This window comes from Bradyrhizobium frederickii (assembly GCF_004570865.1).
Classification (GTDB): domain Bacteria; phylum Pseudomonadota; class Alphaproteobacteria; order Rhizobiales; family Xanthobacteraceae; genus Bradyrhizobium; species Bradyrhizobium frederickii.
In genome coordinates, this window is sequence record NZ_SPQS01000015.1 from 78,940 (window position 1) to 104,527 (window position 25,588).

At 65.3% G+C, this 25,588-nt stretch carries 22 protein-coding genes and 1 tRNA gene; 4 read left to right on the forward strand and 19 right to left on the reverse strand.

The features are described from left to right. Position 1 precedes the first annotated feature (1 nt). The 3 genes from hfq to E4K64_RS24860 form a co-directional block, all read right to left on the reverse strand. Entirely contained in the window at positions 2–250 is a 249-nt protein-coding gene (gene hfq / locus E4K64_RS24850) for an RNA chaperone Hfq (RefSeq protein WP_007591126.1), read from the reverse strand. A 314-nt stretch (positions 251–564) separates the two neighbouring features. Then, positions 565–1,935: a nitrogen assimilation response regulator NtrX gene (ntrX, locus tag E4K64_RS24855; protein WP_128921809.1), complete on the reverse strand. Its 1,371-nt coding sequence runs from the start codon at positions 1,933–1,935 to the stop codon at positions 565–567. Positions 1,936–1,952: 17 nt separating this feature from the next. Beyond that, on the reverse strand, positions 1,953–4,343 hold the full coding sequence (locus tag E4K64_RS24860) for a sensor histidine kinase (protein WP_135165855.1): 2,391 nt from the start codon (positions 4,341–4,343) through the stop codon (positions 1,953–1,955). Positions 4,344–4,521: 178 nt separating this feature from the next. On the opposite strand from E4K64_RS24860, the gene E4K64_RS40515 reads away from it, so the two are divergent. After that, positions 4,522–4,668: a hypothetical protein gene (locus tag E4K64_RS40515; RefSeq protein ID WP_164718604.1), complete on the forward strand. Its 147-nt coding sequence runs from the start codon at positions 4,522–4,524 to the stop codon at positions 4,666–4,668. A 168-nt stretch (positions 4,669–4,836) separates the two neighbouring features. On the opposite strand, the gene ntrC is transcribed toward E4K64_RS40515, so the two are convergent. From ntrC to dusB, 3 genes are read right to left on the reverse strand one after another with little or no spacing between them, the layout of a single operon-like run. After that, the gene (ntrC, locus tag E4K64_RS24865; RefSeq protein WP_028136498.1) at positions 4,837–6,279 is read right to left on the reverse strand and encodes a nitrogen regulation protein NR(I); all 1,443 of its coding nucleotides are present in this window, start codon (positions 6,277–6,279) and stop codon (positions 4,837–4,839) included. Between the two features lie 9 nt (positions 6,280–6,288). Continuing rightward, entirely contained in the window at positions 6,289–7,458 is a 1,170-nt protein-coding gene (locus E4K64_RS24870) for a two-component system sensor histidine kinase NtrB (protein WP_126257689.1), read from the reverse strand. Further along, positions 7,455–8,408: a tRNA dihydrouridine synthase DusB gene (dusB, locus tag E4K64_RS24875; RefSeq protein WP_235884776.1), complete on the reverse strand. Its 954-nt coding sequence runs from the start codon at positions 8,406–8,408 to the stop codon at positions 7,455–7,457. The genes E4K64_RS24870 and dusB overlap by 4 nt, the downstream gene beginning before the upstream one ends. 329 nt (positions 8,409–8,737) lie before the next feature. Between dusB and E4K64_RS24880 the strand changes: the two genes are divergently transcribed. Further along, positions 8,738–9,919, forward strand: coding sequence for a bifunctional 2-C-methyl-D-erythritol 4-phosphate cytidylyltransferase/2-C-methyl-D-erythritol 2,4-cyclodiphosphate synthase (locus E4K64_RS24880; protein ID WP_135165857.1), 1,182 nt, complete (start codon positions 8,738–8,740; stop codon positions 9,917–9,919). A 4-nt stretch (positions 9,920–9,923) separates the two neighbouring features. Beyond that, positions 9,924–10,529, forward strand: a complete 606-nt coding sequence (locus E4K64_RS24885; RefSeq protein ID WP_126257692.1) for a CinA family protein — start codon at positions 9,924–9,926, stop codon at positions 10,527–10,529. Between the two features lie 1,087 nt (positions 10,530–11,616). Here E4K64_RS24885 and E4K64_RS24900 read toward each other — a convergent pair. Together E4K64_RS24900 and lipA are read right to left on the reverse strand one after the other, a co-directional pair. Then, complete coding sequence (locus E4K64_RS24900) at positions 11,617–12,087, reverse strand: type II toxin-antitoxin system RatA family toxin (protein ID WP_135165858.1); 471 nt, start codon at positions 12,085–12,087, stop codon at positions 11,617–11,619. A 6-nt stretch (positions 12,088–12,093) separates the two neighbouring features. Further along, positions 12,094–13,050 carry a lipoyl synthase gene (gene lipA / locus E4K64_RS24905; protein WP_135165859.1) on the reverse strand — a complete coding sequence of 319 codons (957 nt, stop codon included), beginning with the start codon at positions 13,048–13,050 and terminating at the stop codon, positions 12,094–12,096. A 130-nt stretch (positions 13,051–13,180) separates the two neighbouring features. Here lipA and E4K64_RS24910 point away from each other — a divergent pair, with 130 nt between their 5' ends. After that, a complete protein-coding gene (locus tag E4K64_RS24910; RefSeq protein WP_135165860.1) occupies positions 13,181–13,783 on the forward strand; it encodes a DNA-3-methyladenine glycosylase in 603 nt (200 codons plus the stop codon). A 2-nt stretch (positions 13,784–13,785) separates the two neighbouring features. Here E4K64_RS24910 and E4K64_RS24915 read toward each other — a convergent pair whose 3' ends face one another. From E4K64_RS24915 to E4K64_RS24965, 11 genes are all read right to left on the reverse strand, one after another. Beyond that, positions 13,786–16,662, reverse strand: a complete 2,877-nt coding sequence (locus E4K64_RS24915) for a valine--tRNA ligase (RefSeq protein ID WP_135165861.1) — start codon at positions 16,660–16,662, stop codon at positions 13,786–13,788. A gap of 129 nt (positions 16,663–16,791) precedes the next feature. Beyond that, positions 16,792–17,565: a PopZ family protein gene (locus E4K64_RS24920; RefSeq protein WP_167772239.1), complete on the reverse strand. Its 774-nt coding sequence runs from the start codon at positions 17,563–17,565 to the stop codon at positions 16,792–16,794. A 304-nt stretch (positions 17,566–17,869) separates the two neighbouring features. Beyond that, positions 17,870–19,255 (reverse strand): TolC family outer membrane protein, encoded by a 1,386-nt coding sequence (locus E4K64_RS24925; RefSeq protein ID WP_135165933.1) that lies wholly within the window; start codon positions 19,253–19,255, stop codon positions 17,870–17,872. 206 nt (positions 19,256–19,461) lie between these two features. Continuing rightward, positions 19,462–20,124, reverse strand: coding sequence for a protein-L-isoaspartate O-methyltransferase family protein (locus E4K64_RS24930; RefSeq protein WP_135165863.1), 663 nt, complete (start codon positions 20,122–20,124; stop codon positions 19,462–19,464). Between the two features lie 138 nt (positions 20,125–20,262). Then, on the reverse strand, positions 20,263–20,442 hold the full coding sequence (locus E4K64_RS24935) for a hypothetical protein (RefSeq protein WP_135165864.1): 180 nt from the start codon (positions 20,440–20,442) through the stop codon (positions 20,263–20,265). Between the two features lie 215 nt (positions 20,443–20,657). Further along, positions 20,658–20,732: transfer RNA gene (locus E4K64_RS24940), tRNA-Asn, on the reverse strand. Positions 20,733–20,868: 136 nt separating this feature from the next. Next, complete coding sequence (locus E4K64_RS24945) at positions 20,869–21,237, reverse strand: hypothetical protein (protein WP_135165865.1); 369 nt, start codon at positions 21,235–21,237, stop codon at positions 20,869–20,871. Between the two features lie 207 nt (positions 21,238–21,444). Further along, a complete protein-coding gene (locus E4K64_RS24950) occupies positions 21,445–23,139 on the reverse strand; it encodes a flotillin family protein (RefSeq protein ID WP_135165866.1) in 1,695 nt (564 codons plus the stop codon). Positions 23,140–23,158: 19 nt separating this feature from the next. After that, entirely contained in the window at positions 23,159–23,821 is a 663-nt protein-coding gene (locus tag E4K64_RS24955; protein ID WP_135165867.1) for an OB-fold-containig protein, read from the reverse strand. Positions 23,822–23,831: 10 nt separating this feature from the next. After that, positions 23,832–24,986 carry a PspA/IM30 family protein gene (locus E4K64_RS24960; RefSeq protein ID WP_135165868.1) on the reverse strand — a complete coding sequence of 385 codons (1,155 nt, stop codon included), beginning with the start codon at positions 24,984–24,986 and terminating at the stop codon, positions 23,832–23,834. Between the two features lie 213 nt (positions 24,987–25,199). Beyond that, positions 25,200–25,583 (reverse strand): RidA family protein, encoded by a 384-nt coding sequence (locus E4K64_RS24965; protein WP_126257703.1) that lies wholly within the window; start codon positions 25,581–25,583, stop codon positions 25,200–25,202. Positions 25,584–25,588 lie beyond the last annotated feature (5 nt).

Genomic DNA, 25,588 nt, shown 5'->3' on the forward strand with positions numbered 1-25,588 from the left:
CTCAAGCCGGCTGATCCTCGCCGCCTTCGAACAGCTGGATCGGAGCACCAGGCATGATGGTCGAGATCGCATGCTTGTAGACCAGCTGCGAATGACCATCGCGCCGAAGCAGCAAACAGAAATTGTCGAACCAGGTCACGATGCCCTGGAGCTTTACTCCGTTGACCAGAAAGATCGTCAGTGGCGTCTTGGTTTTGCGAACGTGATTGAGGAAGGTGTCCTGTAGGTTTTGTGCGCGGTCTGCCGCCATTGTTTTTTTCTCGCTTTGAGTTTCTTTTTATTGCGCCGGTTGCGGCCCTCTTTGTGAGGTTCGGGGCCTCTCCCGGTTGCCGTTCCCTCATGAGATCCCCCTCGGAAGGAACAGCTGTGCGATTAGAGGACAGGTGGGCCTATTAGGCAAGCCGCTTCACGCGGCAGCCCCCGCCTGATTGCTCCGAAAAAATACGGAAATCGATGATTTTCCTGCTTTATCCCTAAGATGCCGCCGCAATGTCGCGGCGCTGGATTCTTGTTTTGACGTCCTTTTCCTCATGCGAGCCGGTGGCCGCTTCGCGCGAAAACGCGCTAGCCGACACCGAGTGCCTTCAGCTTTCGATGCAGCGCCGACCGTTCCATGCCAACGAACTCGGCTGTGCGAGAAATATTTCCTGAAAAACGGCTGATCTGTGCAATCAAATAGTCGCGCTCGAACACTTCGCGCGCCTCACGCAGCGGCAGGCCCATGATGTGCTCGCCATTGTTGCTGGTCGGCATCGCCGGCACCATGGAGCCGACGTCCTGTGGCAACATGTCCGCCGTGATGATGACCTCCGGCCCGCCTGCCGCGAGAATCATGACCCTCTCAACGTTGTTGCGGAGCTGGCGCACATTGCCCGGCCAGACATGCGATTGCAGCACCGCCATCGCATCCTGCCCGATCTGCCGCTTGGGCAGGCCGCTGCCGGCCGAGATCTGCTCCATGAAATAGTCGATCAATTCCGGGATGTCCTCGCGCCGTTCCGAGAGCGCGGGCACGCGGATCGGCACCACCGAGAGCCGGTGATAGAGGTCCTCGCGGAAGTGGCCGGCCGCGATCTCTTCTTCGAGATTGCGCGCGGTCGACGAGATGATGCGGACGTCGACCTGTACCTTGGCGGTGCCGCCGACGCGCTGGAACGACTGCTCCACCAGCACGCGCAGGATCTTGTTCTGGGTCTCGCGCGGCATGTCCGCGATCTCGTCGATGAACAGCGTGCCGCCATGGGCCTCCTCGAGCGCGCCGGCCTTGCGCGGCTGCTCGCCGTTGGACTGCTCGACGCCGAACAGCTCGTGCTCCATCCGCTCGGGCGTGATCGCGGCGGCGTTGATGACGACGAAGGGACCGTCGGCACGGCCCGAGGCCGTGTGCAGGGTGCGTGCGGCCAATTCCTTGCCGGCGCCGGCAGGGCCGACGATCAGGATGCGGCTGTTGGCCTTGGCGGCCCGCTCGATGGTCTGGCGCAGCTGGTTCATGCTGGGCGAGCGGCCGACGAGCTGGCTGGCGCTCGGCGCGAGCTGCTTCAGCTCCTTCACCTCGCGCTTCAGCCGCGAGTTCTCCAGCGCCCGGGTCGCGACCAGGATCAAACGGTCGGCCTTGAACGGCTTCTCGATGAAGTCGTAGGCGCCGCGCTTGATCGCAGCGACCGCGGTCTCGATGTTGCCGTGGCCGGAGATCATCACGACCGGCAGATCGGCGTTGTCTTTCTTGACCTGCTCCAGCAGCTGCAAGCCGTCGAGCTTGGAGCCTTGCAGCCAGATGTCGAGGAACACCAGGTGCGGCCTGCGGTTGGCGATCTCGGCGAGTGCCGTATCGCTGTCGCGTGCGGTCCGGGTCACGAAGCCCTCGTCCTCGAGAATGCCCGCAACGAGATCGCGAATATCGGCCTCATCATCGACAATCAGAATTTCACTTGCCATGGATCGCGCCTGTCATGTCAGCTGCCCGTTGAGGCTTCGATTTTCGTTGAATCATTGGTCTTTTCAGCGGCCTCTTTGGTTTCGGCCGCCGGCCCTTTTGTTTCCGGCGCCGCCTCTTTCGCCGGCCCCGTCACTGCGTCCTTGGTGATTTCCCTGGCCACCGGCGCCTGCCCGGCTCCTTCGGCTTTGGCGGGTTGCCCGGAGATCGCAAAGCGCATCCGCATCCAGGCACCGCGCTGGCCCTCACGGAAGTCGGAGGCATCCTTCAGCTCGATGCGTCCGCCATGGTCTTCCAGCACGCGGCCTACGATCGCAAGGCCGAGGCCGGTGCCCTTGGCCCGCGTCGTGACGTAGGGTTCGAGCAGCCGCGAGCGCGCGACCTTGGGCAGGCCGATGCCGTTATCGATCACGTCGATCAGCACGTCATCGCCCTCGCGGGAGACCACGACGTCGATACGGCCTTTGCCGAGCTCTTCCGGCGGGACCTGCTCGATCGCCTCGGTGGCGTTCTTGACGATGTTGGTGACCGCCTGAGAGATCAGCCGACGGTCGAACTGGGCCCGGAGCGGATCCTGCTTGAACTCGGCCTCGATATCGATCTCGGGATGAGCGACCTTCATCAGGAACACGGCCTGCCGCACGGTGTCGGCGACGTCCTCGCCCTCCATCACCGGCTTCGGCATGCGGGCAAAGCGCGAGAACTCGTCGACCATGCGGCGGATGTCGTCGACCTGGCGCACGATGGTGTCGGTGCACTGCTCGAAGATCTGCTTGTCCTTGACCTCGGTGATGTCCTTGCCGAACTTGCGGCGGATGCGTTCGGCCGAGAGCTGGATCGGCGTCAGGGGGTTCTTGATCTCGTGGGCGATGCGGCGCGCTACGTCGCCCCAGGCCGAGGTGCGCTGCGCCGAAACCAGCTCGGTGATGTCGTCGAGCGTGATGATGTAGCTGTCGTGCGGCTGATTCTTCTCGGCGCTGACCCGAACGGACAGATTGCGTTCCTGCCCGTCGCGGGTGATCGTGATCTGCCCCTGCACCAGGCGCTGGGTCCCTTCCCGCGCCGCCTTCATCATTTCGTCGAGCTCGGGCAGCACCTCGGAGAGCGGGTGGCCGAGCGTCTCGGATTCGGCGTGCCCGATCAGCTTCTCCGCCGAGCGGTTCAAGATGCCGACGCTGCCGGAAGCATCGACGCCGATGATGCCGGCGCTCGCCGAGGACAGCACGGCCTCGATGAAGCGGCGGCGACTGTCGATGAGGTCGCTGGCGTTGACGAGCTCGTCGCGCTGGCTGCGCAATTCCTGCGTCATCTTGTTGAAGGTCTCGCCAAGCTGGGCCAGATCGCCCTCCGACTGATGCACCGGCACCTGGACATGGAGATCGCCGGTCGAGACCGTGTGGGCCGCGTTCATCAGCCGCCGGATCGGCGAGACCAGCGAGTTGGCGAAGTTGAGGCCGATCAGCACCGAGGCCATCAGGATGGTCAGCGCGATCACGGCAAACATCAGCGCGAAGGCGACCTGGATACCGAGCCGGCGCGACTCGATCTGGGCATATTCGGCGACGCTGACCTCGGTCTGCTTGAGCTGATTGACGACGTTGGGATCAAGGGGGCGGGCGACATAGAGGAAGGTGTCGCTGAACGCGCGCAACCGGATCACCGCGGCGACGAAGCTCGCATCGGGGAGCACCGCGATCTCGGGCTCATTCTCGTTGACGTTGCTGAGGAAGTCGGGCGCGGGCGGCGAATAGGCGAGCCGCATGCCGGTGTCGGCGGATTCCAGGATGTTGGTGTTCTTGTCGATGATCATCGCGCCCGGCAAATTGCGCGAGCCGGCGCTGGCGGTCAGCATCTCGCGGAACGAGCGGCGATCCTGGTCGTAGAGCGGCCGGGCATGCGCGATGTCGTTGGCCATGCCGAGAATGTCGCCACGGATCAGCTGGGCATGGTCCTGCATATAGGCCCGCGCGATCGTCAGCGAATTCTGGATCACCTGCTTGGTCGGCCCGGAGAACAGCCGGTCGAGGCCGCGCTCGATGGTGACGTTGGCGACGACGGCGACCAGCACCGCCGGAAGCACCGCCACGATCGAGAACAGGCTGACGATCTGGACATGGAGGCGCGCCGCCGCCCTGCCCCGCCGCCGCGCCAGGATCAGCTGCCAGAGCTCGCGGACGATGATGCCGACCAGCAGCAGGATCGTCGCCGCGTTGATCAGGTAGAACGAGCGCACGACCTCGGGCGTCGGCTCGATCCTGGTGAGGCCGGTCAGGACCAGGAAGGTCAGGAACGCCGACAGCAGCGCCAGCCCCACGGCAAACGGCGCCAGCCAGCGCCGAGCCGACCAACGCCGGGGCTCATCCGCTGGGGCCGTGTCGAAGTGTGCGGCCGAGGTCTCTGCGCTGGTCATTCCGGCAATGGCGATGCTGAAAAGGGGTCCGCGGGCGCGCGGATACTGATGTATTCGTACCACATTGTTGCCGAATTGCGACAATTCCGCGGCGCTTCCCTCGCGACCGACGCCCATCATCCACAACCACATGCCGCCTGGACGGGAACGGATTCCCGCCATCCAGGCTTGACCCGGCATGGATAGATATTTCCTCGCGACGATGGTGTCGGCCGTTCTGCTGCTGATCGTGGCCGCCGACCTGCTGGTCAACGGCCTGGGTCTCCAGCAGCCGCTGGTGAATGTCGCCAGCGTCATGCCGGCATCGGGCCGGCTCGTCAGATAGGTGCGGTGCCGCGCGGTGCGGCCGGATCACCGATTTTACGGCGCGGATGGAACATTTCGCTCTGATGCGGACTTCTGCTCACCGCGTCTGCCATAACGGCCAGCGCGATCCGGACAGGCTCAGCTCTGCCTTGGTAGGGGGAGCTGAGCCACCGTCCCGGTCGAGCAACTACCCCCCGCTCCGATAGACCTGGATGTCGAGATCCCGGATCTTCTTGCGCAGCGTGTTGCGGTTGAGGCCGAGCAGGTCGGCGGCGCGGATCTGGTTGCCGCGGGTGGCCGCCAGCGCAGCCGTGAGCAGCGGCACTTCGATTTCCTTGAGGATGCGGTGATAGAGGCCGGGCGGCGGCACGCCGTTCGGAAAGCCCTGGAAGTGCGATGACAGATACGCCTCCACGGCGCCGCCGAGATTGTCGACGCCCTGCTGGACCGCAGCGCCCGGGCTGACCGAGGGCGGCGCGAGCTCGCCGTCGATGACGGACGCCGTGATGACGTCCTGCGGATAGAGCGCGGCGAGACGCCGGGCGAGATTCTCCAGCTCGCGCACGTTGCCGGGCCAGCGGTGCTGCTTCAGCCGCTCCAGCGCCAGCGTGTCGAGCTTCTTCGGCGGCAGGCCGTCCTTCTCGGCGAGCGCGAAGAAGTGCCGCACCAGATCCGGCAGATCCTCGATGCGCTCGCGCAAGGGGGGCAGCCGCAGCGGCACGACGTTGAGCCGGAAGAACAGATCCTCCCGGAACAGGCCCTGCTGGATCAGGACGCGCAGATCCTTGTTGGAGGCCGCGACGATGCGCACGTCGGTCTTGATCGGGGTGCGGCCGCCGACGGTGGTGTATTCGCCCTGCTGCAGCACGCGGAGCAATCGCGTCTGCGCCTCCATCGGCATGTCGCCGATCTCGTCGAGGAACAGCGTGCCGCCTTCCGCCTGCTCGAACCGGCCGGAGGCGCGGGTGTTGGCGCCGGTGAAGGCGCCGCGCTCGTGGCCGAACAGCTCGGATTCGATGAGGTCGCGCGGGATCGCGGCCATGTTGACGGCGACGAACGGGCCGTTGCGGCGCTTGCCGTAATCATGCAGCGCGCGGGCCACCAGCTCCTTGCCGGTGCCGGATTCGCCCGTGATCATCACGGTGAGGTCGGTCTGCATCAGGCGTGCGAGCACGCGATAGATTTCCTGCATCGCCGGCGAACGGCCGACCAGCGGGATCGCCTCCATCTCGGCGTCCTCGTCCGGCGTCGAGACGCGCTCCTTCGGCTCGGCGAGCGCGCGGCCGACGATGGCGATCAGCTCCTTGAGGTCGAAGGGTTTCGGCAGATATTCGTAGGCCCCGCGCTCGGAGGCGCGGATCGCCGTCATGAACGTGTTCTGCGCGCTCATGACGATGACCGGCAGATTCGGCCGCATCTTCTTGATCCGCGGCAGCAGGTCGAAGGCGTTCTCGTCGGGCATCACCACGTCGGTGATGACGAGATCGCCCTCGCCCTGGCTGACCCAGCGCCACAGCGTTGCGGCATTGCCGGTGAGCCTGACCTCATAGCCGGCCCGGGACAGCGCCTGATTGAGAACGGTGCGGATGGCGGTATCGTCATCAGCTACGAGAATGCTACCTGCGGGCATCGTTAATCCTCATTTTGCCCCCTGTGACACAGGCGACGACTTCCCGGCAGAGTCGGCGCGACTGCTTTGATCGGCATGTTTCGCCGATGTGGAATACATCGGCATCAGCACGCGGAAGGTGGTCCTGCGCGGCTGAGATTCGCATTCGATGATGCCCCCGTGATCGCCGACGATCTTGGCGACCAATGCAAGACCCAGGCCCGAGCCGGTCTGCTTGGTGGTCACGAAGGGGTCGAACAGGTTGGGCAGAAGATCGTCCGGCACGCCCGGTCCGTTGTCTTTCACACAGAACTCGAGCGGCAGAGATACCCGGGATTTTTGACCGGGGACTGACAGGCGCACGCCGGGGCGGAACGCGGTGGTGAGCTGGATCTCGGCGTCGGGCACGTCGATCAGGGCCTCGGCGGCATTCTTCACGAGATTGAGGAACACCTGGATCAACTGATCCTGGTTCGCCAGCACCGGCGGCAGCGAGGGGTCGTAATCCTCGATGAAGCGGATGTTGCGGGCAAAGCCCGACTGCGCCAGCCGCTTCACGTGGTCCAGCACCGAATGGATGTTGACGGGACCGCGCACCACGGGACGCTCGTCGCCGAACACCTCCATGCGGTCGACCAGCGTCACGATGCGGTCGGCCTCGTCGCAGATCAGGCGCGTCAGCATGCGGTCCTCGGACGAGGCCTGCTGCTCAAGAAGCTGCGCCGCGCCGCGGATGCCGGACAGCGGGTTCTTGATCTCGTGCGCCAGCATCGCGGCCAGCGCGATCACCGAGCGCGCCGCGCTGCGATGGGTGAGCTGGCGGTCCATCTTGTCGGCGATGGTGCGCTCCTGGAGCATCACCACGATATGGCCGGGGCGCTCGGTAAGCGGAGCCACGTGAAGGTCGACCTGACGGTCGCCGCCCATGCGCGGCGTGCCGAGATCGACCTTGTATTCGTTGACCGGCGAGTTCGACGAGCGCACCTGGTCGATCAGCGCCAGCAACGGGCTGCCGAACGGCACCAGCTCTTTCAACGATTGCCGCTTCAGGAACTGCGTCGAGATCTCGAAGAAGGCTTCGGTTGCGATGTTGGCGGCGACGATCTTGCCGTCCGGCCCGATCATCAGCACGGGATTGGGCAAGGCATCGAGCATTGCGTCGCTGTCGGATGGACCGCGATGTTCAGCGGCTGAGCTCATGCAGCAGCGCTCCATGCGAAGTCGTCGAACGCATCCTGCAGCGACTGGTGGACGAGGCGCGGATCCTCCGAGGTGAGGATCTTCTGGCGCCACGACTTCAGCTTCTCGACCGACGCGCCGCTCGCCGCGGCCGCGACGTCGAGTGCCCAGCCGAGATGCTTGCGGGCATGTCTCAGTCCGACGCGAAGACCATAGAGCGCGCAGACGCCCTCATAGAGGGTGCGGATATAATGCAGTTGGGTTTCGAGCGAGGGCACCGCTTCCTCAGCCCCGCCCTTCAGGCGGCGGCCGATCTGGCCGGGCAGCCAGGGCTGGCCCTGCGCGCCGCGGCCGATCATCACGGCATCGGCGCCGGAGGCCTTGAGCGCCGCGCGCGCGCGCTCGTAGGAGGTGATGTCGCCGTTGACGACGAGCGGAATGGCGATCGCCTCGCGCACGGCGCGGATCGCGTCCCAATCGGCCTCGCCCTTGTAGAACTGGCTGCGGGTCCGGCCATGCACCGTCACGAGCTTGACGCCGGCGGCCTCCGCGCGCCGCGCCAGCTCCGGCGCGTTGCGGCTGCGATCGTCCCAGCCGAGCCGCATCTTCAGCGTCACCGGCACCTTCACCGCCGCGACGGTGGCATCGATCAGGCTGACGGCGTGGTCGAGGTCGCGCATCAAGGCCGAGCCGGACTGGCCGCCGGTGACGTGGCGGGCCGGACAGCCCATGTTGATGTCGATGATATCGGCGCCTTCGGCCTCGGCGATCCGGGCGCCCTCGGCCATCCAATGGGCCTCGCAGCCGGCGAGCTGGACCACGTGCGGACCAATTCCGGCGGCTTCGCAACGCAACCGCGACATCCAATGGCCGTTGGCGAGCTCATCGCTGGCGGTCATTTCGGACACGACGAGACCGGCCCCGAGCTCCGCGGCCAGCCGGCGGACGGGCGAGTCAGTCACCCCCGACATCGGCGCCAGGAAGACCGGAATGGCGACATCAATATCGCCTATTTTCAACGGCTTAGAGCCGAATATTGCCGAACCGGTCACAGGGGTCTCGTCGACTGGGCAGGGGCCTCATCGCGCCTGCCATGATCTATCTTGCGCACAATTCTTGTGCAGTCAAGCGTCATGCCTACAGTTTAGACAATTCTGCAAGTCTTTCAAGTGCAGTGCAGCAAAATGCCGTTGCGAACAATCGGGGGAAACCCCCTTTTTTTGCGGGCCTGCCGTGCTAGAGGCATGCGGCAATCACCCCACTCCCCGACTCTCCATCACCAACTGAGTATTTGAGTCCTATGGCGAAATCACAGCGCACCGCGGTCGTCCTCGTCGCAGCCGGGCGTGGACTGCGTGCGGGCGCCGGGGGGCCGAAGCAATATCGCGAGATCGGCGGCGTGCCGGTGATCTATCGCGCCATGGAAGCCTTCAGCCGCCACGCCGACGTGTTTGCGGTGCAGCCGGTAGTGAACCCCGATGACAGCGCGATGTTCACGGCCGCGGTCGCGGGGCTCAAGCACGAGCCGCCGACCAATGGCGGCGCGACGCGGCAGGCCTCGGTGCTTGCCGGCCTCGAGGCGCTCGTACAACACAAGCCCGATATCGTCCTGATTCACGACGCCGCGCGCCCCTTCGTCTCGGAAGGATTGATCTCGCGCGCGATCGAGGCGACGAACCGAACCGGCGCCGCGATCCCCGTCATCCCCGTCACCGATACCATCAAGCTCACCGGCGATGCCGGCGAGGTCGAGGGCACGCCGGACCGCGCCCGGCTGCGGATCGCGCAGACGCCGCAATCCTTTCGTTTCGACGTCATCCTCGAAGCGCATCGTCGCGCGGCGCAGGACGGCCGCAGCGATTTCACCGACGATGCCGCGATTGCCGAATGGGCAGGATTGACGGTTGCAACCTTTGAAGGCGATGTTGCCAACATGAAGCTCACCACACCCGAGGATTTCGTGCGCGAGGAAGCGCGCCTGGCGGCCCAGCTCGGCGATATCAGGACCGGCACCGGCTACGACGTGCACGCCTTCGGCGAAGGCGATCACGTCATGCTGTGCGGCGTGCGCGTGCCGCACACCAAGGGTTTTCTCGCCCATTCCGACGGCGATGTCGGCCTCCATGCGCTGGTCGACGCCATCCTCGGCGCGCTCGCCGACGGCGACATCGGCTCACACTTCCCGCCGAGCGATCCGAAGTGGAAGGGTGCCTCCTCCGACCAGTTCCTGAAATACGCCATCGAGCGCGTCACGGCGCGCGGCGGCCGCGTCGCCAATCTCGAGGTGACGATGATCTGCGAGCGGCCGAAGATCGGCCCCTTGCGCGACACCATGCGCGCGAGCATCGCCGAGATCTCCGGCGTCGACATCTCGCGCGTCGCGGTGAAGGCGACGACCAGCGAGCGGCTCGGCTTCACCGGCCGCGAGGAAGGCATCGCGGCCACCGCGAGCGCCACCATCCGTCTGCCCTGGAGCGTGTAAGATCATGGGCGGCAGCGACGCACGCGCCCTCTCCCGCTCGCTGCTCGATCTGTGCCGGATGCGCAAGCTGACGATCGCCACCGCTGAATCCTGCACCGGCGGCCTCGTCGCCGGCGCGCTGACCGACATCCCCGGCTCGTCCGACGTGATCGATCGCGGCTTTGTCACCTATTCCAACGACGCCAAGCGCGCGATGCTCGGCGTCGAAGCCGGCACGCTCGCCAATTTCGGCGCCGTCAGCAAGGAAACCGCGACCGCGATGGCGGTCGGCGCGCTGGAGCGCGCCGGCGTCGATCTCGCCGTCGCCATCACCGGCATTGCCGGCCCCGGCGGCGCGACGCCCGGCAAGCCAGTCGGTCTCGTCCACTTCGCCGCCGCGGCACGCGATGGCCGGATCATCCACCGCGAGCATCGCTTCGGCGCGATCGGCCGCACCGCCGTGCGTCAGCGCTCCGTCGTCGAGGCGCTGCGCATGCTGATGGATCTTGCCCGCGGCCCGCAAGCCCAGACCAAGCCGCGCGCCGCCGCAACCCGCCTGCGCCCGCGCGTGACCCGCTCGCCGCGCCGGCACGCTGTGAAGCGCAGGCCGCCGCGGTCGCCGCGGGGCTGAAGCACCCCACGCCGCCGCGAGCAATGCGCCGGCGTGATCGAGCACGGTGCCGGGAGAGGCGCGGTGGTCCGATCGGGCTACAAGCCTTTGCGTTGCCCGACAGGCAAAACACGCTAGCCGCAGGGCAAGACATCATCGCGAAAATATTCGCCTTTACAGAAGTTCGGATTTATCGCATCGTCCCCTCACCTCATCCCGGTCAGAGGGGCGTATCGCGATCGTCACGAAACGTGGGGTGAGCTGCGGTGGACGCAAGTCACATCGGCGCGAGAGGCATCGCAGGGCGGCAAGACCGTGAGCGACAGCCGGCGCGCACACGACCGGTGTGACATGCGTACGGCAAAACCGTGTGGTCCTGACGCCCGGGGTCTGTGCGTCAAGTCTTGCGGTGATGTGGCGGCCCGACCGGGTGCGCGCATCAGCGATCTGCAAGGCGACGGGGGCAATAGTGCAACGCTCCCCGGGGAGAGCACGGCATAAGCCGTCAAACCACTGCGCAGGGAAGGCCGGTTGTTTGGCTTCACCTGTATGCCGCTGTGCAGTTTCTCGACACGCAGGTTTCGCACAGTGGACCGCGGGTGCCCAGCCGGCATCCGGTCTTCCCTGCGCCCTCTGACAAAGGAGGGCGAAGCGACCAGGCAAAGCTCGGGCGAAATGAGCCGCGAGGATGCGGGGGTGTGTCCGTAGGAAGGCGAGTACGTTGCAAACCCTATGCATCACCGTCACCCTGAGGTGCGCGCGCTGCGGCGCGATAGCGTCGCAGAGCAAAGCCTCGAAGGGCGACGGCCCCGCTGCATCAGCTCGGCCGCGCATCCTTCGAGGCTCCGCATGCGATGCATTCGCATCGCATGCCTCGCACCTCAGGATGACGGGATTGATACTGTCTCTACGGAAAGCTTCTGGCTTGCTTCCGCCTTCGTACGCAACACCCCGCTCTCGTGCCCCGGACGCAGCGCAGCGCCCCTCCGACGATGCGCTGCAGAGCCGGGGCCCATGTCGCAGCGAGTGCCGTGGCGTCATGGGTCCCGGCTCTGCGCAGCAACGCTTGCGCGTTGCGGCGCGTCCGGGACACGAGAAGCCACAACGGCTACGTCGACGCCAGCTTCGGCCGGCCGTAGATCGCGTCCGCCCGCTTTTCGAACGCGGTGGAGAAGCGCGCGAAGGCGGCATCGAACATCGAGCCCATCAGCAACGCCAGCATGCGGCTCTTGAATTCGTAGGACAGGAAGAAACCGACGTCGCAGACGCCCTCACCTTTGGGCTCGAACGTCCAGCGGTTTTCCAGATTGCTGAAGGGACCTTGCAGATATTCGACGAGAATCTTCAGATTGGCGCGGTCGAGCGTCACGCGGCTGGTGAAGGATTCCCTGACCAGCTTGAACGACACCGTCATGTCCGCAATCAGCACCTCGGTGCCGTCGGGCTTCGCCATCCGCTGGCGCACCTTCAGCGCGCTGCAGAGCGGCACGAATTCCGGGTAGCGCTCGACGTCGGCGACCAGGTCGAACATCTCGGATGCGCTGTGATTGACACGGCGCTTGCTCGAAAATTTGGGCATGGCGGTTCAGCGGGCGTGCGCTGCCCGCGCGGCCTTCAGTCTCGCAAAATCCTCGCCGGCATGATGCGACGAGCGGGTGAGCGGGCTCGCGGACACCATCAGGAAGCCCTTGGTGTAGGCAACCTTCTCGTAAGAGGCGAACTCGTCCGGCGGCACGTAGCGCATCACCGCATGGTGCTTGCGGGTCGGCTGCAGGTACTGGCCGATGGTCAGGAAATCGACGTCGGCGGAGCGCAAATCGTCCATCACCTGCTGCACCTCGTGGCGCTCCTCGCCGAGACCGACCATGATGCCGGACTTGGTGAAGATGGTGGGATCGAGCTCCTTGACCCGCTGCAGCAGCCGGATCGAATGGAAGTAGCGCGCGCCCGGCCGCACCGTGAGGTAGCGCGACGGCACGGTCTCGAGATTGTGGTTGAAGACGTCGGGCTTGGCGGCGACGACGATTTCGAGCGCCCCCTCCTTGCGTAGGAAGTCCGGCGTCAGGATCTCGATCGTGGTCGAGGGACACGCGGCGCGGATTGCGCGGATGGTCTGGGCAAAATGCTCGGCGCCGCCGTCAGCGAGGTCATCGCGGTCGACCGAGGTGATGACGACGTGGGCAAGCCCCAGCTTGGCGACCGCCTCGGCGACGTTCTGCGGCTCGGCCGCGTCCAGCGCGTTCGGCAGGCCGGTCTTGACGTTGCAGAAGGCGCAGGCGCGGGTGCAGGTGTCACCCATGATCATGAAGGTGGCGTGCTTTTTGTCCCAGCACTCGCCGATGTTCGGACAGCCCGCTTCCTCGCACACCGTGTGCAGGCCGTTGGACCGCACGATGTTGCGGGTGTCGGCATAGCCGCGGGTGTTGGGCGCGCGCACGCGGATCCAGTCCGGCTTCGGCGGGGAAGCGGAATCGGGTCGGTTCACCTTTTCGGGGTGGCGCGGGCGCAGCGGGTTCGAGATGGTGTCGACGATTACGACCATGGGGTGTCCGGTCTGTTCAGGTCCTACCTAGTCGGTCTGGCGGGGCATCGCAACCCGCCTCGCCCCGCTTCGGGGAACATGGCAGATATGGGCAATATCCTGCTCTGTCCTCTGGCGATTCTCATCTCGAATGGCTCCAAGATCGAACGCCTCACCCCCGCGGCTCGGCAAACGGTTGCAGCGTGCCTTTTTCGGCCGCAGCGTCCACGAGGTCGCGCCCGACCTGATCGGCGCGACGATGCTGGTCGACGGAATCGGCGGCATCATCGTCGAGGTCGAGGCCTATCATCATACCGACCCGGCGGCGCACTCCTACAACGGGCCGACGCCGCGGAACCAGGTGATGTTCGGCCCGCCCGGTTATGCCTACGTCTATCGCTCCTACGGCATCCATTGGTGCGTCAATTTCGTCTGCGAGGAGGAAGGCTCGGCCAGCGCCGTGCTGATCCGCGCGATCGAGCCGACGCACGGCATCGCCACCATGCGCCGCCGCCGTCATCTCCAGGATCTGCACGCGCTGTGCTCGGGCCCGGGCAAGCTGACCGAAGCGCTCGGGATCACCATCGCGCACAACACGCTGCCGCTGGACCGGCCGCCGATCGCGCTGCATGCGCGGACGGAGGACGTCGAGGTCGCAACCGGCATCCGGATCGGCATCACCAAGGCGGTCGAGCTGCCCTGGCGCTACGGCATCAGGGGATCGAAGTTCTTGAGCAAGCCGTTTCCGAGGTAGGCCTAAGACGCCTGCTTCAGCCGCTCCAACGCCTCGAGCAGCTTGGCCTTCCGCGCCAGCGCGGCCTCGCGCTTTTCGCGCTCCTCCTCGACGACCTCCTCGGCCGCGTTGGCGACGAATTTCTCGTTCGCGAGCTTCGACTCGGCGCGCTTGATGTCGGCGTCGGCCTTGGCGATCTCCTTGTCGAGACGCGTGCGCTCGGCAGCGACGTCGATCACGCCCTTGAGCGGCAGCGCGGCCACCTCGCCGCGCACGAGCAGCTGGACCGCACCGTCGGGCGCACGGTCGGCGAAGGAGATGTCCGACAGCCGCGCCATGCGCTTGATGACGTCGGTCCAGCGCGGCGCGCGCTCCCTGGTCTCGGCCGAGGCGCCGGCCAGCACAAGCGCCGTCAACGTCGCCGGCGGGATGTTCATCTCGGCGCGCACCGAACGGATCTGGGTGATGAGGTCGATCACCCAGCCGATCTCGGCCTCGGCCGCAGGGTCGGTGAAGTCGGCATGGTCGAAGATCGGCAGCACCCAGGCCGGCGAGACCAGCGGATCGGTCGTCCCGGTCGTCGCGGCGAGCATCGCAAGCTGCTCGGACGTCGGCTCGGTCCGCTGCAGCGGCCATGGCGCCAGCGCGAGCAGGCCGTCGCGCTTGGCCGTCACCTCCCACAGCTCCTCGGTGATGAAGGGCATGAAGGGGTGCAGCAGCTTCAGGATCTCGTCGCGCGCCCAGGCGACCATGGCGCGGGTCTCGTCCTTGGCGGGACTGTCGGGGCCCAGCAGCACGGGCTTGGCGAGCTCGACATACCAGTCGCAATAGACGTTCCAGACGAAACGATAGATGCTGCCGGCCGCATCGTTGAAGCGATAGGCTTCGATCGCCTCGGTCACCTCGCGCGTGGTGTGCGCGCTCTCATGCGCGATCCAGCGGTTCAGCGTCTCCTTCGCCTTCGCCGGCTCGAAGCCTTCAGGTACCGCGCACTGGTTCATCTCGGCGAAGCGGCAGGCGTTCCAGAGCTTGGTCGCGAAATTGCGGTAGCCCTCGACGCGGCTGGTGGCGAGCTTGATGTCGCGCCCCTGCGCCGCCATCGCCGCCAGCGTGAAGCGCAGCGCGTCGGCGCCGTATTCGTCGATCAGGTTGAGCGGATCGATGACGTTGCCCTTCGACTTCGACATCTTGGCGCCCTTCTCGTCGCGGACGAGGGCGTGGATGTAGACCGTCGAGAACGGCACTTCCTTCATGAAGTGCAGGCCCATCATCATCATGCGGGCGACCCAGAAGAAGATGATGTCGAAGCCGGTCACCAGCGCATTGGTCGGGTAGTAGCGCTGCACCTCGGGCGCGTCTTCGGGCCAGCCGAGCGTCGAGAACGGCCACAGCGCCGAGGAGAACCAGGTGTCGAGCACGTCCTCGTCGCGCGTGATGAAGCCTTCGCGCTTGTTGCGGTCGAGCGCCAACTCGCGGCCCTGCTCGGCCGTGATCACCTCCTGCTCGACGTAATAGCCGAGGGCGTGGCTGATCGCCTCCTCCTCGGTCTCGGCGACGAACACCTTGCCGTCGGGCCCGTACCAGGCCGGAATCTGGTGGCCCCACCACAGCTGGCGCGAGATGCACCAGGGCTGGATGTTCTCCATCCAGTCGAAATAGGTCTTCTCCCAGTTTTTCGGCACGAACGTCGTCTCGCCCGAACGCACCGCCGCGATCGCCGGCTTGGCCAGCGTCTTGGCGTCGACATACCATTGGTCGGTCAGGTACGGCTCGATCACAGTGCCGGACCGATCGCCATGCGGCACCATGTGGGTGTGCGGCTCGATCCGCTCGACGAAGCCGAAGCTCTCCAGCCGCTCGACGATGCGCTTGCGCGCGGCGAAGCGGTCGACCTTGTGGAATTCCTCGGCGAACTCCCCGGCGCCTTCGGGCAGGTCGCGCAGATAGTCCTCGTTGTCGACGAGATCGAGACAACCTTCCCTGTCGATCACGCTGATGCGGCGCAGACCGTGGCGATTGCCGACCTCGAAGTCGTTGAAGTCGTGCGCCGGCGTGATCTTGACCGCACCCGAGCCCTTTTCCGGATCGGAATAATCGTCGGCGACGATTTTGATCTTGCGGCCGACCAGCGGCAGGATCACGTTGTGGCCGATCAGCTTCTGATAGCGCTCATCTTCCGGATGCACGGCGACGCCGGTATCGCCGAGCATGGTCTCGGGCCGCGTGGTGGCGACGACGACGAAGCTCGAGGGATCCTCGGGGCTGAACGTCTTGCCCTCGATCGGATAGCGCAGATACCAGAGGTGACCCTTGACCTCGGTCTGCTGCACCTCGAGATCCGAGATTGCGGTGAGCAGCTTGGTGTCCCAGTTCACCAGCCGCTTGTCCTTGTAGATCAACCCCTCGCGGTGCAGCTCGACGAACACCTTGACGACGGCCTTCGACAGGCCCTCGTCCATGGTGAAGCGCTCGCGCGACCAGTCGCAGGACGCGCCGAGGCGCTTGAGCTGGTTGATGATGGTGTCGCCGCTCTCGGCCTTCCACTGCCAGACCCGCTCGAGAAATTTCTCGCGGCCCATCTCGCGGCGGCCGGGCTGCTGGCGTTCCATCAGCTGCCGCTCGACCACCATCTGGGTGGCAATGCCGGCATGGTCGGTGCCGGGCTGCCACAGCACGTCGCGGCCACGCATGCGCTCGAACCGGCACAGGATGTCCTGGAGCGTGTTGTTGAGGGCGTGGCCCATGTGCAGCGAGCCCGTCACGTTCGGCGGCGGGATCACGATGGTAAACGGCACGGCGTCGCGGCGGTCGGGACGGCCGGCCTTGAAGGCAAGGCTGTCCTCCCACACCACGGACATGCGGGCTTCGATATCGGCGGGCTGGTAATTTTTCTCAATCATGGGGCTGCTAGAAAGCCGCGTGCGCGGGGCAAGTCAACGGAAAGCTCAGCGGCAAGAAGGCTTTCCAGCCCGGTCCGCAGGCCGAATATGCCGCAGGAGCAGGGCTTTATCGGGGCCGCACCGCCCGCGTCAGCGGCCGCCGCGCGAGACCCGCTCGATTTCGGCCTTCACGATGCGTTCGACAAGGCCCGGCAAATTGTCGTCGAGCCAGGATTTCAGCATCGGACGCAGCATCTCCTTGACCAGATCCTCCAGCGTGCGTGCATTGCTGCTGAGCACCGTATGGGCCAGGGAGTTGAAGGCGGATTCCACCGCCGAGACCGTCGACTGCGCCAGGATCGGCTGCTGCGGCGGCAGCGGCGGGGCGTCGAAGTCCACCGGCGCGTAGGACGGTGGCGGGGTCGGGCGCGGCGGCGGCGATTCGGCGAATTCGAGATCGTCCCGCGGCTCGACCTTGCGGAAGCTCGGTGGCGGCGGAGCCGGCGTCGGATCCATCGCCATCTCGTCGGTCAATTCGAGCACGTCGGGTTCAGGCTCGGGCTCCGGTTCCGGCTCAGGCGCGCGGACCTCGGGCGCGGGCGTGGCCGCGTCGAGTCCCGCCAGCAGCGCGTCGATATCGTCCTGACTGTTTGGCGATGCATCCGCCGCCGGTGCGGGAGCTGGGGCCGGCTTTGCGGCCGGAGGGGGAGCGGGCTTCTCGGCAGCAGGTTTTGCGGGCGCGACCTTGGAGGGCGGAATGTCGTTCATCGCCTGCGGCTTTGGCGGCGCTGCGGGGGCCGCGGCTTTCTCAGGCTTGGCGGTCTCAGCCGGCGGCGGCTTGGCCTCGTCGTCGGCAATGATGCGCCGGATCGAGGCCAGAATCTCCTCCATCGAGGGTTCTGTGACCTTTGCAGGCTGCGTCATCTCCGACTCCACATCATCAACGCCCTCGCATGCGTTGTTTTACACCAAGCAAGGCAGGATTGGCCCGGTTCCGGGCGTGCGGCCTGCCATTTTCGTCGCGGCAGCCCGACTTGTCCCCAGATCACGGCTCAACGTGCGGCGGTGCGCCCCTGCCCCCGGCACTCAAGCTTTACGCATACGGCATCAATACGAGGCGAATCGACCCGCATTGTCCTGGCAAGGCTATGTCAGGGATTTTGATGATTGCAAGCAAAGCGCCGGTCGGCTTCGGCTGTTCGCGAGGCCGACCGGACGATTACGGGGATCAGCGCCCGTCAGGCGTGCGCACACCGGCCCAGCTGTCGCGGACCTGATGGTAGTGAACGCTGGGATCGTAGACATTGGTCGCAAGGCCAAGCACCTGCGGCGCCAGACGGCCGACGGCGGCGAGGACGTTGTAGGACGCGACGACACGGTCGTGCTGCGCGGTCACGAGCGCGACGCGCGCATTGACCAGCGCCTGCTGCGCGTTGAGCACGTCGAGGGTCGTGCGCTGACCGGCCTTGGCTTCCTCGCGGACGCCGTTCAGCGCGATCTCGGACGCCGTCACCTGCGCCTGCGCCGACTGCACCTGCGCCTTGCCGGCCTGCAACGAACCCCACCATTGCACGATGGTCGCGCGGGTCTGATCGCGAGTCTTTTCGAGATTGAGGCGCTGCTGCGCCAGATTTTCCTTGGATTGGCGGATCAGCGAATATTCGCCACCGCCATTATAAATCGGCACCTGGAGCTGCGCGATCGCCGATGCGGTGTACGAGCGCATCTGAATCAAGGACTGTTCGTCGGCCCGCTGGGCCGTTACCTGAGCCGTAAGTGTCGGCAGCAGCGCACCCTCGGCGATTTTGACCTGCAGATAATTGACGTCGATGCCGTACATGGCGGCCGTCACGTCGGGGTGCTCGACCAGACCGAGTTCGATCGCCGAGGCAAGCGTTGGGGGAAGAAACCGATCGACCGGTGAGCCCGGCGCAAGGTTCGTCGGATCGTTGCCGATGACCCGACGGAAGGTGGCGCGAGTCGTGTTGAGATTCGATTCCGCGGTAAGGGCCTGGGTCCTGCCGGCAGCCAGCTGCGCTTCCGATTGTGCGACGTCCGTGCGTGTCACCTCACCCACATTGAAGCGATCACGGGTCTGCTTCAGCGTCTGTTCGAGGACACGCACGTTGCTGCGCTGGACCTCGAGCGTGGCGGCGTCCCGCAGATAATCCATGTAGGTCGTTGCTGCGCTCAGCAGCACGCTCTGATCCATACCGCGCAGCGCTTCGCGGGTGCCGGAAACCTGACTCTCCGCCGCCCGCGTCCTGTTGCCGGTAATGTTGCCGTTGTAGAGCGTCTGCGTCGCGGTAACGCCAACGCTGCGGGGCGTCCTGGTTCCGTAGACTGAGTCAGTCCCCACGCCACTCTGCAAATCCTGATATTGATAGCCACCGCTCGCAGTCAGATTGACCTTGGGCCGATAGCCGGACAAGGCCTGCGGCACGCCCTCGTCAGTTGATCGCACCTGGGCACGCTGTGCGTTGAGCTGCGGATTGTTCTGATAGGCGCGCACCAGTGCCGCCTCGATCGTGTCGGCCAAGGCAGGCGTCGGCCCGGCAAGCGCCAGCAACAGGACCGAAACCGCAGCTCCGGTGAAGAGCTTCACCCCATGCATCCCTGAAATTCCGTTCATTCTAACGCCCGGCTCGTGCCCGCGAGCTGGGTTACCGTCTACCGAGTGGAGTCGTTGCCCCGCCGCAACATAGGACGCGGATTGCCGCGACGGAACCACCTCAAGGTAGTTCTCGGTGGAAACTCTTCACGTGCAGCATCCCGGCCACACTTCTGATTCAGAACGGGATTTTAACGGGCTTTGGGTCGTCAGAAGACGAAAGCGGCGGCCCGTTCGAGCCCGGGAAGGACCGGCGCGGTGGCGTCGAACAGGGTTCGATGGCCGAATTCACCGTGGGTCCGGGTCATGATCATGGCCCGCGGCGGCCTGGATTCGGCGGACACCCCTACCAGGCGCCCGCCCTCCTTGAGCTGCCCGAGCAGCGCCTCCGGCATGACCTCGGCAGCGCCATTGAGGATGATCACGTCATAGGGCGCGGCGGACGGATCGCCTTCGGTGCAGGCTGCGGCCTTGCAGGTGACATTGGCAAGCCCCAGCGACGTAAAGGCATCCTTGGCCTTCGCGGCGAGCGCCGAATCGCATTCCGTTGCGGTGACCTGGCGGGCCAGCTTGGCAGCCAGCGCCGCGAGGTATCCCGTGGCGCAGCCGACCACCAGCACGCTGTCGCCCTCGCCGATTTCGGCGGCCTGAAGCAGCTTGCCGGTCAGCTGCGGCTTGATGAGGAAACGCTTGGCTGTGCCCTCGCTCACGTCGAGGTCGAGATCGAGATAGGCCAGTGCCTGCCGGGCGGCCGGCACGAAGGCCTCGCGCGGAACCGTAAGCATGGCATCGAGAACACGACGGTCGGTGACGTCATTGGTGCGCACCTGGCCATCGACCATTTTGAGGCGCGCGGTCGAAAAACCGGACATTTGCGGACCCTGCAATGCGGACGATGCCGCGGACGAAATTCGCGGCATCTTTGGAGCATGCACGGCCAAAACGCAACACGGCCGTTCGCCTGCGGGACTAAGGCTTCCGCATCTGACCGCGTCGGGCTCCGGAACGGATTACTCGATCGCCACCGCGAGCCGGCCGATCAGAGCTGCGACCTCATCCAGTCGCGCCGAATCGGGCGTCTCGACCGCACGCGCCAGACAGGCGAGGCATTCGTCGTCGCTGAGCTCCGGGATCTCAGCCGGCAGAATCGAGGGGGCCATTTGGGAACGGTCGACCTGGATGTGTGGCATGGGAATCAGCTCCGTAAAGATCCGGCAGCTGTCGAAGCTCGATTGCAATTGGGTCGATTTGGCGCCGTCCGCATGGCGCGACGATGCCCATCCACACATCGGCTTGAATGCGAACTCCCGGCAGGAATCGCGGATTCGCGGTTCAGAGATCAATGCAACGAGATCGCGCATCGCACAAGGATGCGACCATAACTTGTTGAATTCACGGAAAAATTTGGCTCCCCGGGCTGGATTCGAACCAGCGACCATCCGATTAACAGTCGGATGCTCTACCGCTGAGCTACCGAGGAAAAGGCGAACCAGTCGTTCGCGCGCGGCTGCGTATAACAAAGCCGCTTGCGCTTGCAAAGGACGAATTCGTCGTCATCCGAAACGTCCTTGAGGAAGGGTCTGAACGGCCCCTCCTCCGGACATTGTCGGCAGCCGCTATTCCGCAAGAAACGAGGTGGTCTTGGTGCCGGAATCGTAGCGCAGCCGAAGCGCGGTCATCTTGCAGAGGTTGACGTTCTTCCACAGCACCGCCTCGTCGTAGCTCTGCCAGTCGACGCGGATGTTCCAGACACAGCCCTCGTCGTCCTCGTCGAACTCGACATAGGTGCTGGCCTGGTTCTGCAACACCTTCTCCAGTTCGTTGTCCCACTCGTCCAGGCCGTCGTCCGGCGCGTTGAAGCCGAGGAATTTGATGGCATAGCCGGTCTCGTTGACGACGGTGACGTTGCGGGCGTCAGCCGCGACCGACGGCATGGCGGCGATCGAAAGACCGATCGCGATCAATCCAGTCAGAAAATGCTTCATGTGAAAATCCTCCGATCGAAACAGGCCTCGGCGCCCGGCGTCGATCGGCGCAGGCGCCGCGGCAACAAAAGCGTTGCCTCAAGACAGGTCCGGAGCGCGATCGAAGGTTCAACACGCCGTCGATCTGCACTCCGGAACGTTGCGCGACGCGAGACGCGCACGACCTGTTTCTATCGTTTCGAATTCTCCGCAGCAATGAACCGGCATTCATAGATCGGCGGTGTTTGCCTTTTCCGGCGCTGGCGCCGGCACAGCGGCGCCGTTGCTCTTTCCGGTCACGGCGCCGACCAGCGCCTGCACGGGATCGTCGCCAGGCGCAAAGCCGCCCTGGCGCAGGATCTCGTCGATCATCGGACGCAGCGCGTGCACCTTGAGCAGTTCGCCCGCGAGCCCTTCGCCGAAGCCGACATTGCCTCCGCCGGCGCCGTTGCCGCCGAACGCGCCGCCGGTGTGCAGGATACGGACGTCCTTGAGGTTGGCGATCGGCCTGACCATCTCGGCCAGCGCCGACGGCATCGTCTCGATCCGCCTCTTGGCGATCTCGAAATCGATGATGTTGCTGCCGAGCTTGTTCTGCGCCTCGTTCTTCATGGTGATGACGGCAGCCTCGGCTTCACCGATGTCGCGGACGCCGGCGGCCTTGATCTTGTTGGACTCGGCTTCGGCCGTGGCCAGCGTCTTCACGGCCTCGGCGCGATCGAGCGAAGCCTTCTTTTCCGCCTCGGCCGCGACGATCAGCTCGGTCGATTTGCGTTCGGCCTCGGTCCGCGCGGCAAGCACCTGGGTGAGACGGGCGCGATCGGCCACCTCGACCGCACGCGCAGTCACGACCTTTTCCTCCGCGGAGACGGCAAGCGCTTCGGCGGTCTTGGCTTCGGCGACGGCTTCCGAGGTTTGCTTGCTCTTGGCGGCGATCTGGATCTCGTTCTCCTGCGTGGCGATCTGGATCTCGCGCTGGGCATCGGTCTTGCGCTTGTTGATCGCCAGATCCGATTCGATCACTGCGGTTTCCTTGACCTGCTTGGCACCGGCCTCCTTTTCGGCAACCGCCCTGTCGGTATCGATCCGGGCGTTCTCCTCGGTCAGGCGCGCGGTCTGGGTTGCGGTTGCGACCTCGGCGCGGGTGCTCGCGGTCTTGTTGGCGATGTCGCGCTCCTGCGAAAGCTCGGCTTCCTTCTTGGTCCGCTCGATTGTCAGTGTCTGCTGCCGCGCCTCGAGGTCCTTTTGCGCGATCGCGACCTCGTTGTCGCGCACGATGGCGTTGCGGTCGCGGCGGCGGGTCTCGGTGATGGTCTTGAGCTGGGTCAGGCCCTCGGCGTCGAAGAAGTTTTCGGGGTTGAAGAACTTCACGTCGGTCTGGTCGAGCTTGGTCAGCGAAACCGATTCCAGCTCGAGACCGTTGGACTTGACGTCGGACTCCACGGTCGCCTGCACGTGCTTGACGAAATCGCTACGCTTTTCCTGCAGCTCCAGGATGGTCATGGTCGCAGCCACCGAGCGCAGGCCGTCGACGAACTTGGCCTCGACCTGGTTGCGCAAGGCCTCGGCGTCGTTGGTCAACGCGCCCAGCGTCTGGCTGGCCAGCGCGATGCTCTCGTCGTCAGGACGAACGCGGACGTAGAATTCGGCGACGATGTCGACGCGCAGGCGGTCCTTGGTGATCAGGGATTCCCGCTCCTTGCGTTCCACAGTGAGCCGCAGCGTCTTCAGATTGACGCTGGCATAGGAATGGAAGATCGGCAGGATCATGGCGCCGCCGTCGAGCACGACCCTCTTGCCGCCAAGGCCGGTGCGCACGAAGGCTTCGTCGCGAGTTGCGCGCTTGTAGAGGATGGTAAAGACGATCCCCAGGACGACGATCAGCGCGACGCCGATCATGGCCGGAACTGCGATGTCGAACATGACTTTCTCCGATAATGACCTAGCTGCTGCTTAGACTGGACTTGGAAGGTTTGAGTTCATCGTCGGCCTTGACCGCCACGAAGCGCGTGCCGGCCCGATCGACCAGCAGGACGGCGGTTCCCTGCGGCAAAGGAGCCGACGACGGCGCCGCGACCGCCGCGACGAAATGGCGGTTGCCATGGACATCGGCGACGCTGACGCGGCCGGGTGGCCCCTGGTCGAGCGGGCCGATGACGACCTCACCGATGCGGCCGACGAGGTCGCCGAGGCCGACGGCGTAGCTTTCATCCTTGGGAATGACCCGCGCGATGGCGCGGCTGGCGGCGCGGACCAGTGGAACCGAGACCACGACTGCCCCGACCGAGGCGACCGTCGCCGGCAAGGGACCGGCCACCATCTGTGCGACGTCCTGGATCAGAAAGCCGGTGATGGAGAAGGCGCCGAGCAGCAGCAGCAGGAAGATCAACAGCGGCACGCCGCCGACATTGATCCAGGAGATGGCGTTGATCACGCCATTGTCGCTGGGATGACTGAAATCGATGTGGGTACCGAGCATCTCGCTCAAGGAGGCCCCGACCAGCATCGAGACCACCTCGATCGAGCCGACGATGACGATCATGGCCGCCGCAATCGCGAACGGCCTCACCTCCGGCGACATGACGTGTTCGAGCAGAGCGCTCATGACACGGCACTCAGGTGCGTGACTTCAGACGCGCCAGCCTCGCCGCAATTTCCTTGTCGCGATGGAGCGTGCTGAGCTCGTCGATGTCGCTCGAATACGGGATGGCCTGGGGCACGCCGGTGGCGCGGGCCACCGCCCTGCCCGCACGCAAGGCCTTGGCTGCGGCGGAAGTGCCGCCCGGCTTACGGGACGACGTCGAGCCCTGCTGGCTTGCGGCCGCCTCGCTCTTTTCGAGCTCGGCGCGGCGCTGCTCGGCGTCCTGGAGCGCCGACAGCACCGCTCGCAGCGAAGTCACAGATTGCTCGATCTTCTCGTTGTTCTCGTCGATGGCGCGGGAGAGCACGTCGAACTGTGCCTCCAGATCCATCTGTCGCGCGATGCCGGCGCGAGCGAGGTCGTCGCGGCTATCGGCGATCGCCGCTTCGATCTTGGGAGTGAGATTGGCCATCTCGCGCTCGATTTCAGTCCGGCGCGCGTTGAGGCGGTATTCCTCGGCGCGCGCGGCGGCGAGCGCGTCGCGCGCTTCGCTCTCGGCGCGCTCGATCTCGCGGATGGCCTGTCCGACCACCCCAAGCTTGTTCTTGCCTTCCGCCTGCTCGATCGCGTCGTAAGCGATCCCGGCGATCAGGCGCCCGACCCGGGACAGGAAATTGTCGGGGGCGGCAGCGATGGTATCCATAGCGTTCTCCTCCTCTGGCAGAATGTTCGGCGTGACGCCGTAGTGGACTTCGAAACCGTCCTCGGTGCGAACCAGGCACGCGGGCACACTTTGCCCCCAGCCCTCGGCATAGCCGGCATAGTCGAAGGGCACGCTGAAGCGCCCTTGCACGGTCGCAATCGAGATGGTGGCCGGACCTTTGATCTTGGCGAGCTTGTCGTCGAGCGGCAGACGGCGGCCCTGCGCCGCGCGATATTCGCTGCGGTCGCGCAGGCCCAGCGTCACCAGACGCGACGGCAGCGCGGTTGCTTTGCGGATCGGGTCATAGGCGTGGGCATGCAGCAGCACGACGTTGGAACCGACGTTGTGGCTTCGCGCGACCTCATCCAGGATTTCCATCATGCGGTCATAGGCCTGGAACGTCGCCTCCAGTGCGGCCTTGGCGGCCGGGTCAGGGGCAAGCCTGTAACGCAGCGCGGAGGGCGCGTTTCGAGAGGACTGACTCATGAAAAGTACTAAAGCACCATTTTAGTACTTTAGGAAGAGGCGGGTTGTTCACATTCCTCTGATCCCTCGGCACTCTTCCGGTTAGTCGCGCCGGTCGCCGCCCACGTTCAAGCCCACCCCGATACCTCTACTCACAACCGATCAAGATTTTCTTGCTCGCACAGATTGCAATTTGAGGCAAATGAGCCCGCTCTCGGCCCACCCTGCCGACCGTCACGGCCGACGGCACACCAGATCGATCTCGATCAACGCGTCATAGGCGAGCCCGGTGACCCCGACACAGGTGCGCGCGGGGAGCCGGTCCGGCGGAAAGAACGTGCGGTAGGTCTCGTTCATGGCCGTGTAGTCCTCCCTGAAGCGCGTGAGATAAACTCGCGTCATCACGACATGCTCGAGGCCGAGATCGAGACCGGCCAAAACGATCTTCAAATTCGCCATCACCGCGCGGGTCTGTGCGACGATGCCCTCGGGCAGCACGCCCGGCGTCTGCGGCGTGTCCGGCATCTGGCCCGTGACGAAGACGAAACCATCGGTTTCCACCGCGTGGCTGAAGGGCGCGACCGGCTTCGGCCCGTCGCTGATCATGTGGAATTTCAACTCGA

Excerpts from the sequence above, each read along its gene's own strand:
- E4K64_RS24870 (WP_126257689.1), bottom strand. The coding sequence starts at position 7,458 with ATGAGCTCAGCCGCTGAACATCGCGGTCCATCCGACAGCGACGCAATG.
- E4K64_RS40515 (WP_164718604.1), top strand. The coding sequence starts at position 4,522 with ATGGATAGATATTTCCTCGCGACGATGGTGTCGGCCGTTCTGCTGCTG.
- E4K64_RS24960 (WP_135165868.1), bottom strand. The coding sequence starts at position 24,986 with ATGAGTCAGTCCTCTCGAAACGCGCCCTCCGCGCTGCGTTACAGGCTT.
- E4K64_RS24900 (WP_135165858.1), bottom strand. The coding sequence starts at position 12,087 with ATGCCCAAATTTTCGAGCAAGCGCCGTGTCAATCACAGCGCATCCGAG.
- E4K64_RS24950 (WP_135165866.1), bottom strand. The coding sequence starts at position 23,139 with ATGTTCGACATCGCAGTTCCGGCCATGATCGGCGTCGCGCTGATCGTC.
- E4K64_RS24925 (WP_135165933.1), bottom strand. The coding sequence starts at position 19,255 with ATGCATGGGGTGAAGCTCTTCACCGGAGCTGCGGTTTCGGTCCTGTTG.
- E4K64_RS24885 (WP_126257692.1), top strand. The coding sequence starts at position 9,924 with ATGGGCGGCAGCGACGCACGCGCCCTCTCCCGCTCGCTGCTCGATCTG.
- lipA (WP_135165859.1), bottom strand. The coding sequence starts at position 13,050 with ATGGTCGTAATCGTCGACACCATCTCGAACCCGCTGCGCCCGCGCCAC.
- E4K64_RS24930 (WP_135165863.1), bottom strand. The coding sequence starts at position 20,124 with ATGTCCGGTTTTTCGACCGCGCGCCTCAAAATGGTCGATGGCCAGGTG.
- E4K64_RS24955 (WP_135165867.1), bottom strand. The coding sequence starts at position 23,821 with ATGAGCGCTCTGCTCGAACACGTCATGTCGCCGGAGGTGAGGCCGTTC.
- E4K64_RS24880 (WP_135165857.1), top strand. The coding sequence starts at position 8,738 with ATGGCGAAATCACAGCGCACCGCGGTCGTCCTCGTCGCAGCCGGGCGT.
- E4K64_RS24945 (WP_135165865.1), bottom strand. The coding sequence starts at position 21,237 with ATGAAGCATTTTCTGACTGGATTGATCGCGATCGGTCTTTCGATCGCC.
- E4K64_RS24910 (WP_135165860.1), top strand. The coding sequence starts at position 13,181 with ATGGCTCCAAGATCGAACGCCTCACCCCCGCGGCTCGGCAAACGGTTG.
- E4K64_RS24915 (WP_135165861.1), bottom strand. The coding sequence starts at position 16,662 with ATGATTGAGAAAAATTACCAGCCCGCCGATATCGAAGCCCGCATGTCC.
- ntrC (WP_028136498.1), bottom strand. The coding sequence starts at position 6,279 with ATGCCCGCAGGTAGCATTCTCGTAGCTGATGACGATACCGCCATCCGC.
- E4K64_RS24920 (WP_167772239.1), bottom strand. The coding sequence starts at position 17,565 with ATGACGCAGCCTGCAAAGGTCACAGAACCCTCGATGGAGGAGATTCTG.
- hfq (WP_007591126.1), bottom strand. The coding sequence starts at position 250 with ATGGCGGCAGACCGCGCACAAAACCTACAGGACACCTTCCTCAATCAC.
- dusB (WP_235884776.1), bottom strand. The coding sequence starts at position 8,408 with ATGTCGGGGGTGACTGACTCGCCCGTCCGCCGGCTGGCCGCGGAGCTC.
- E4K64_RS24860 (WP_135165855.1), bottom strand. The coding sequence starts at position 4,343 with ATGACCAGCGCAGAGACCTCGGCCGCACACTTCGACACGGCCCCAGCG.
- ntrX (WP_128921809.1), bottom strand. The coding sequence starts at position 1,935 with ATGGCAAGTGAAATTCTGATTGTCGATGATGAGGCCGATATTCGCGAT.
- E4K64_RS24935 (WP_135165864.1), bottom strand. The coding sequence starts at position 20,442 with ATGCCACACATCCAGGTCGACCGTTCCCAAATGGCCCCCTCGATTCTG.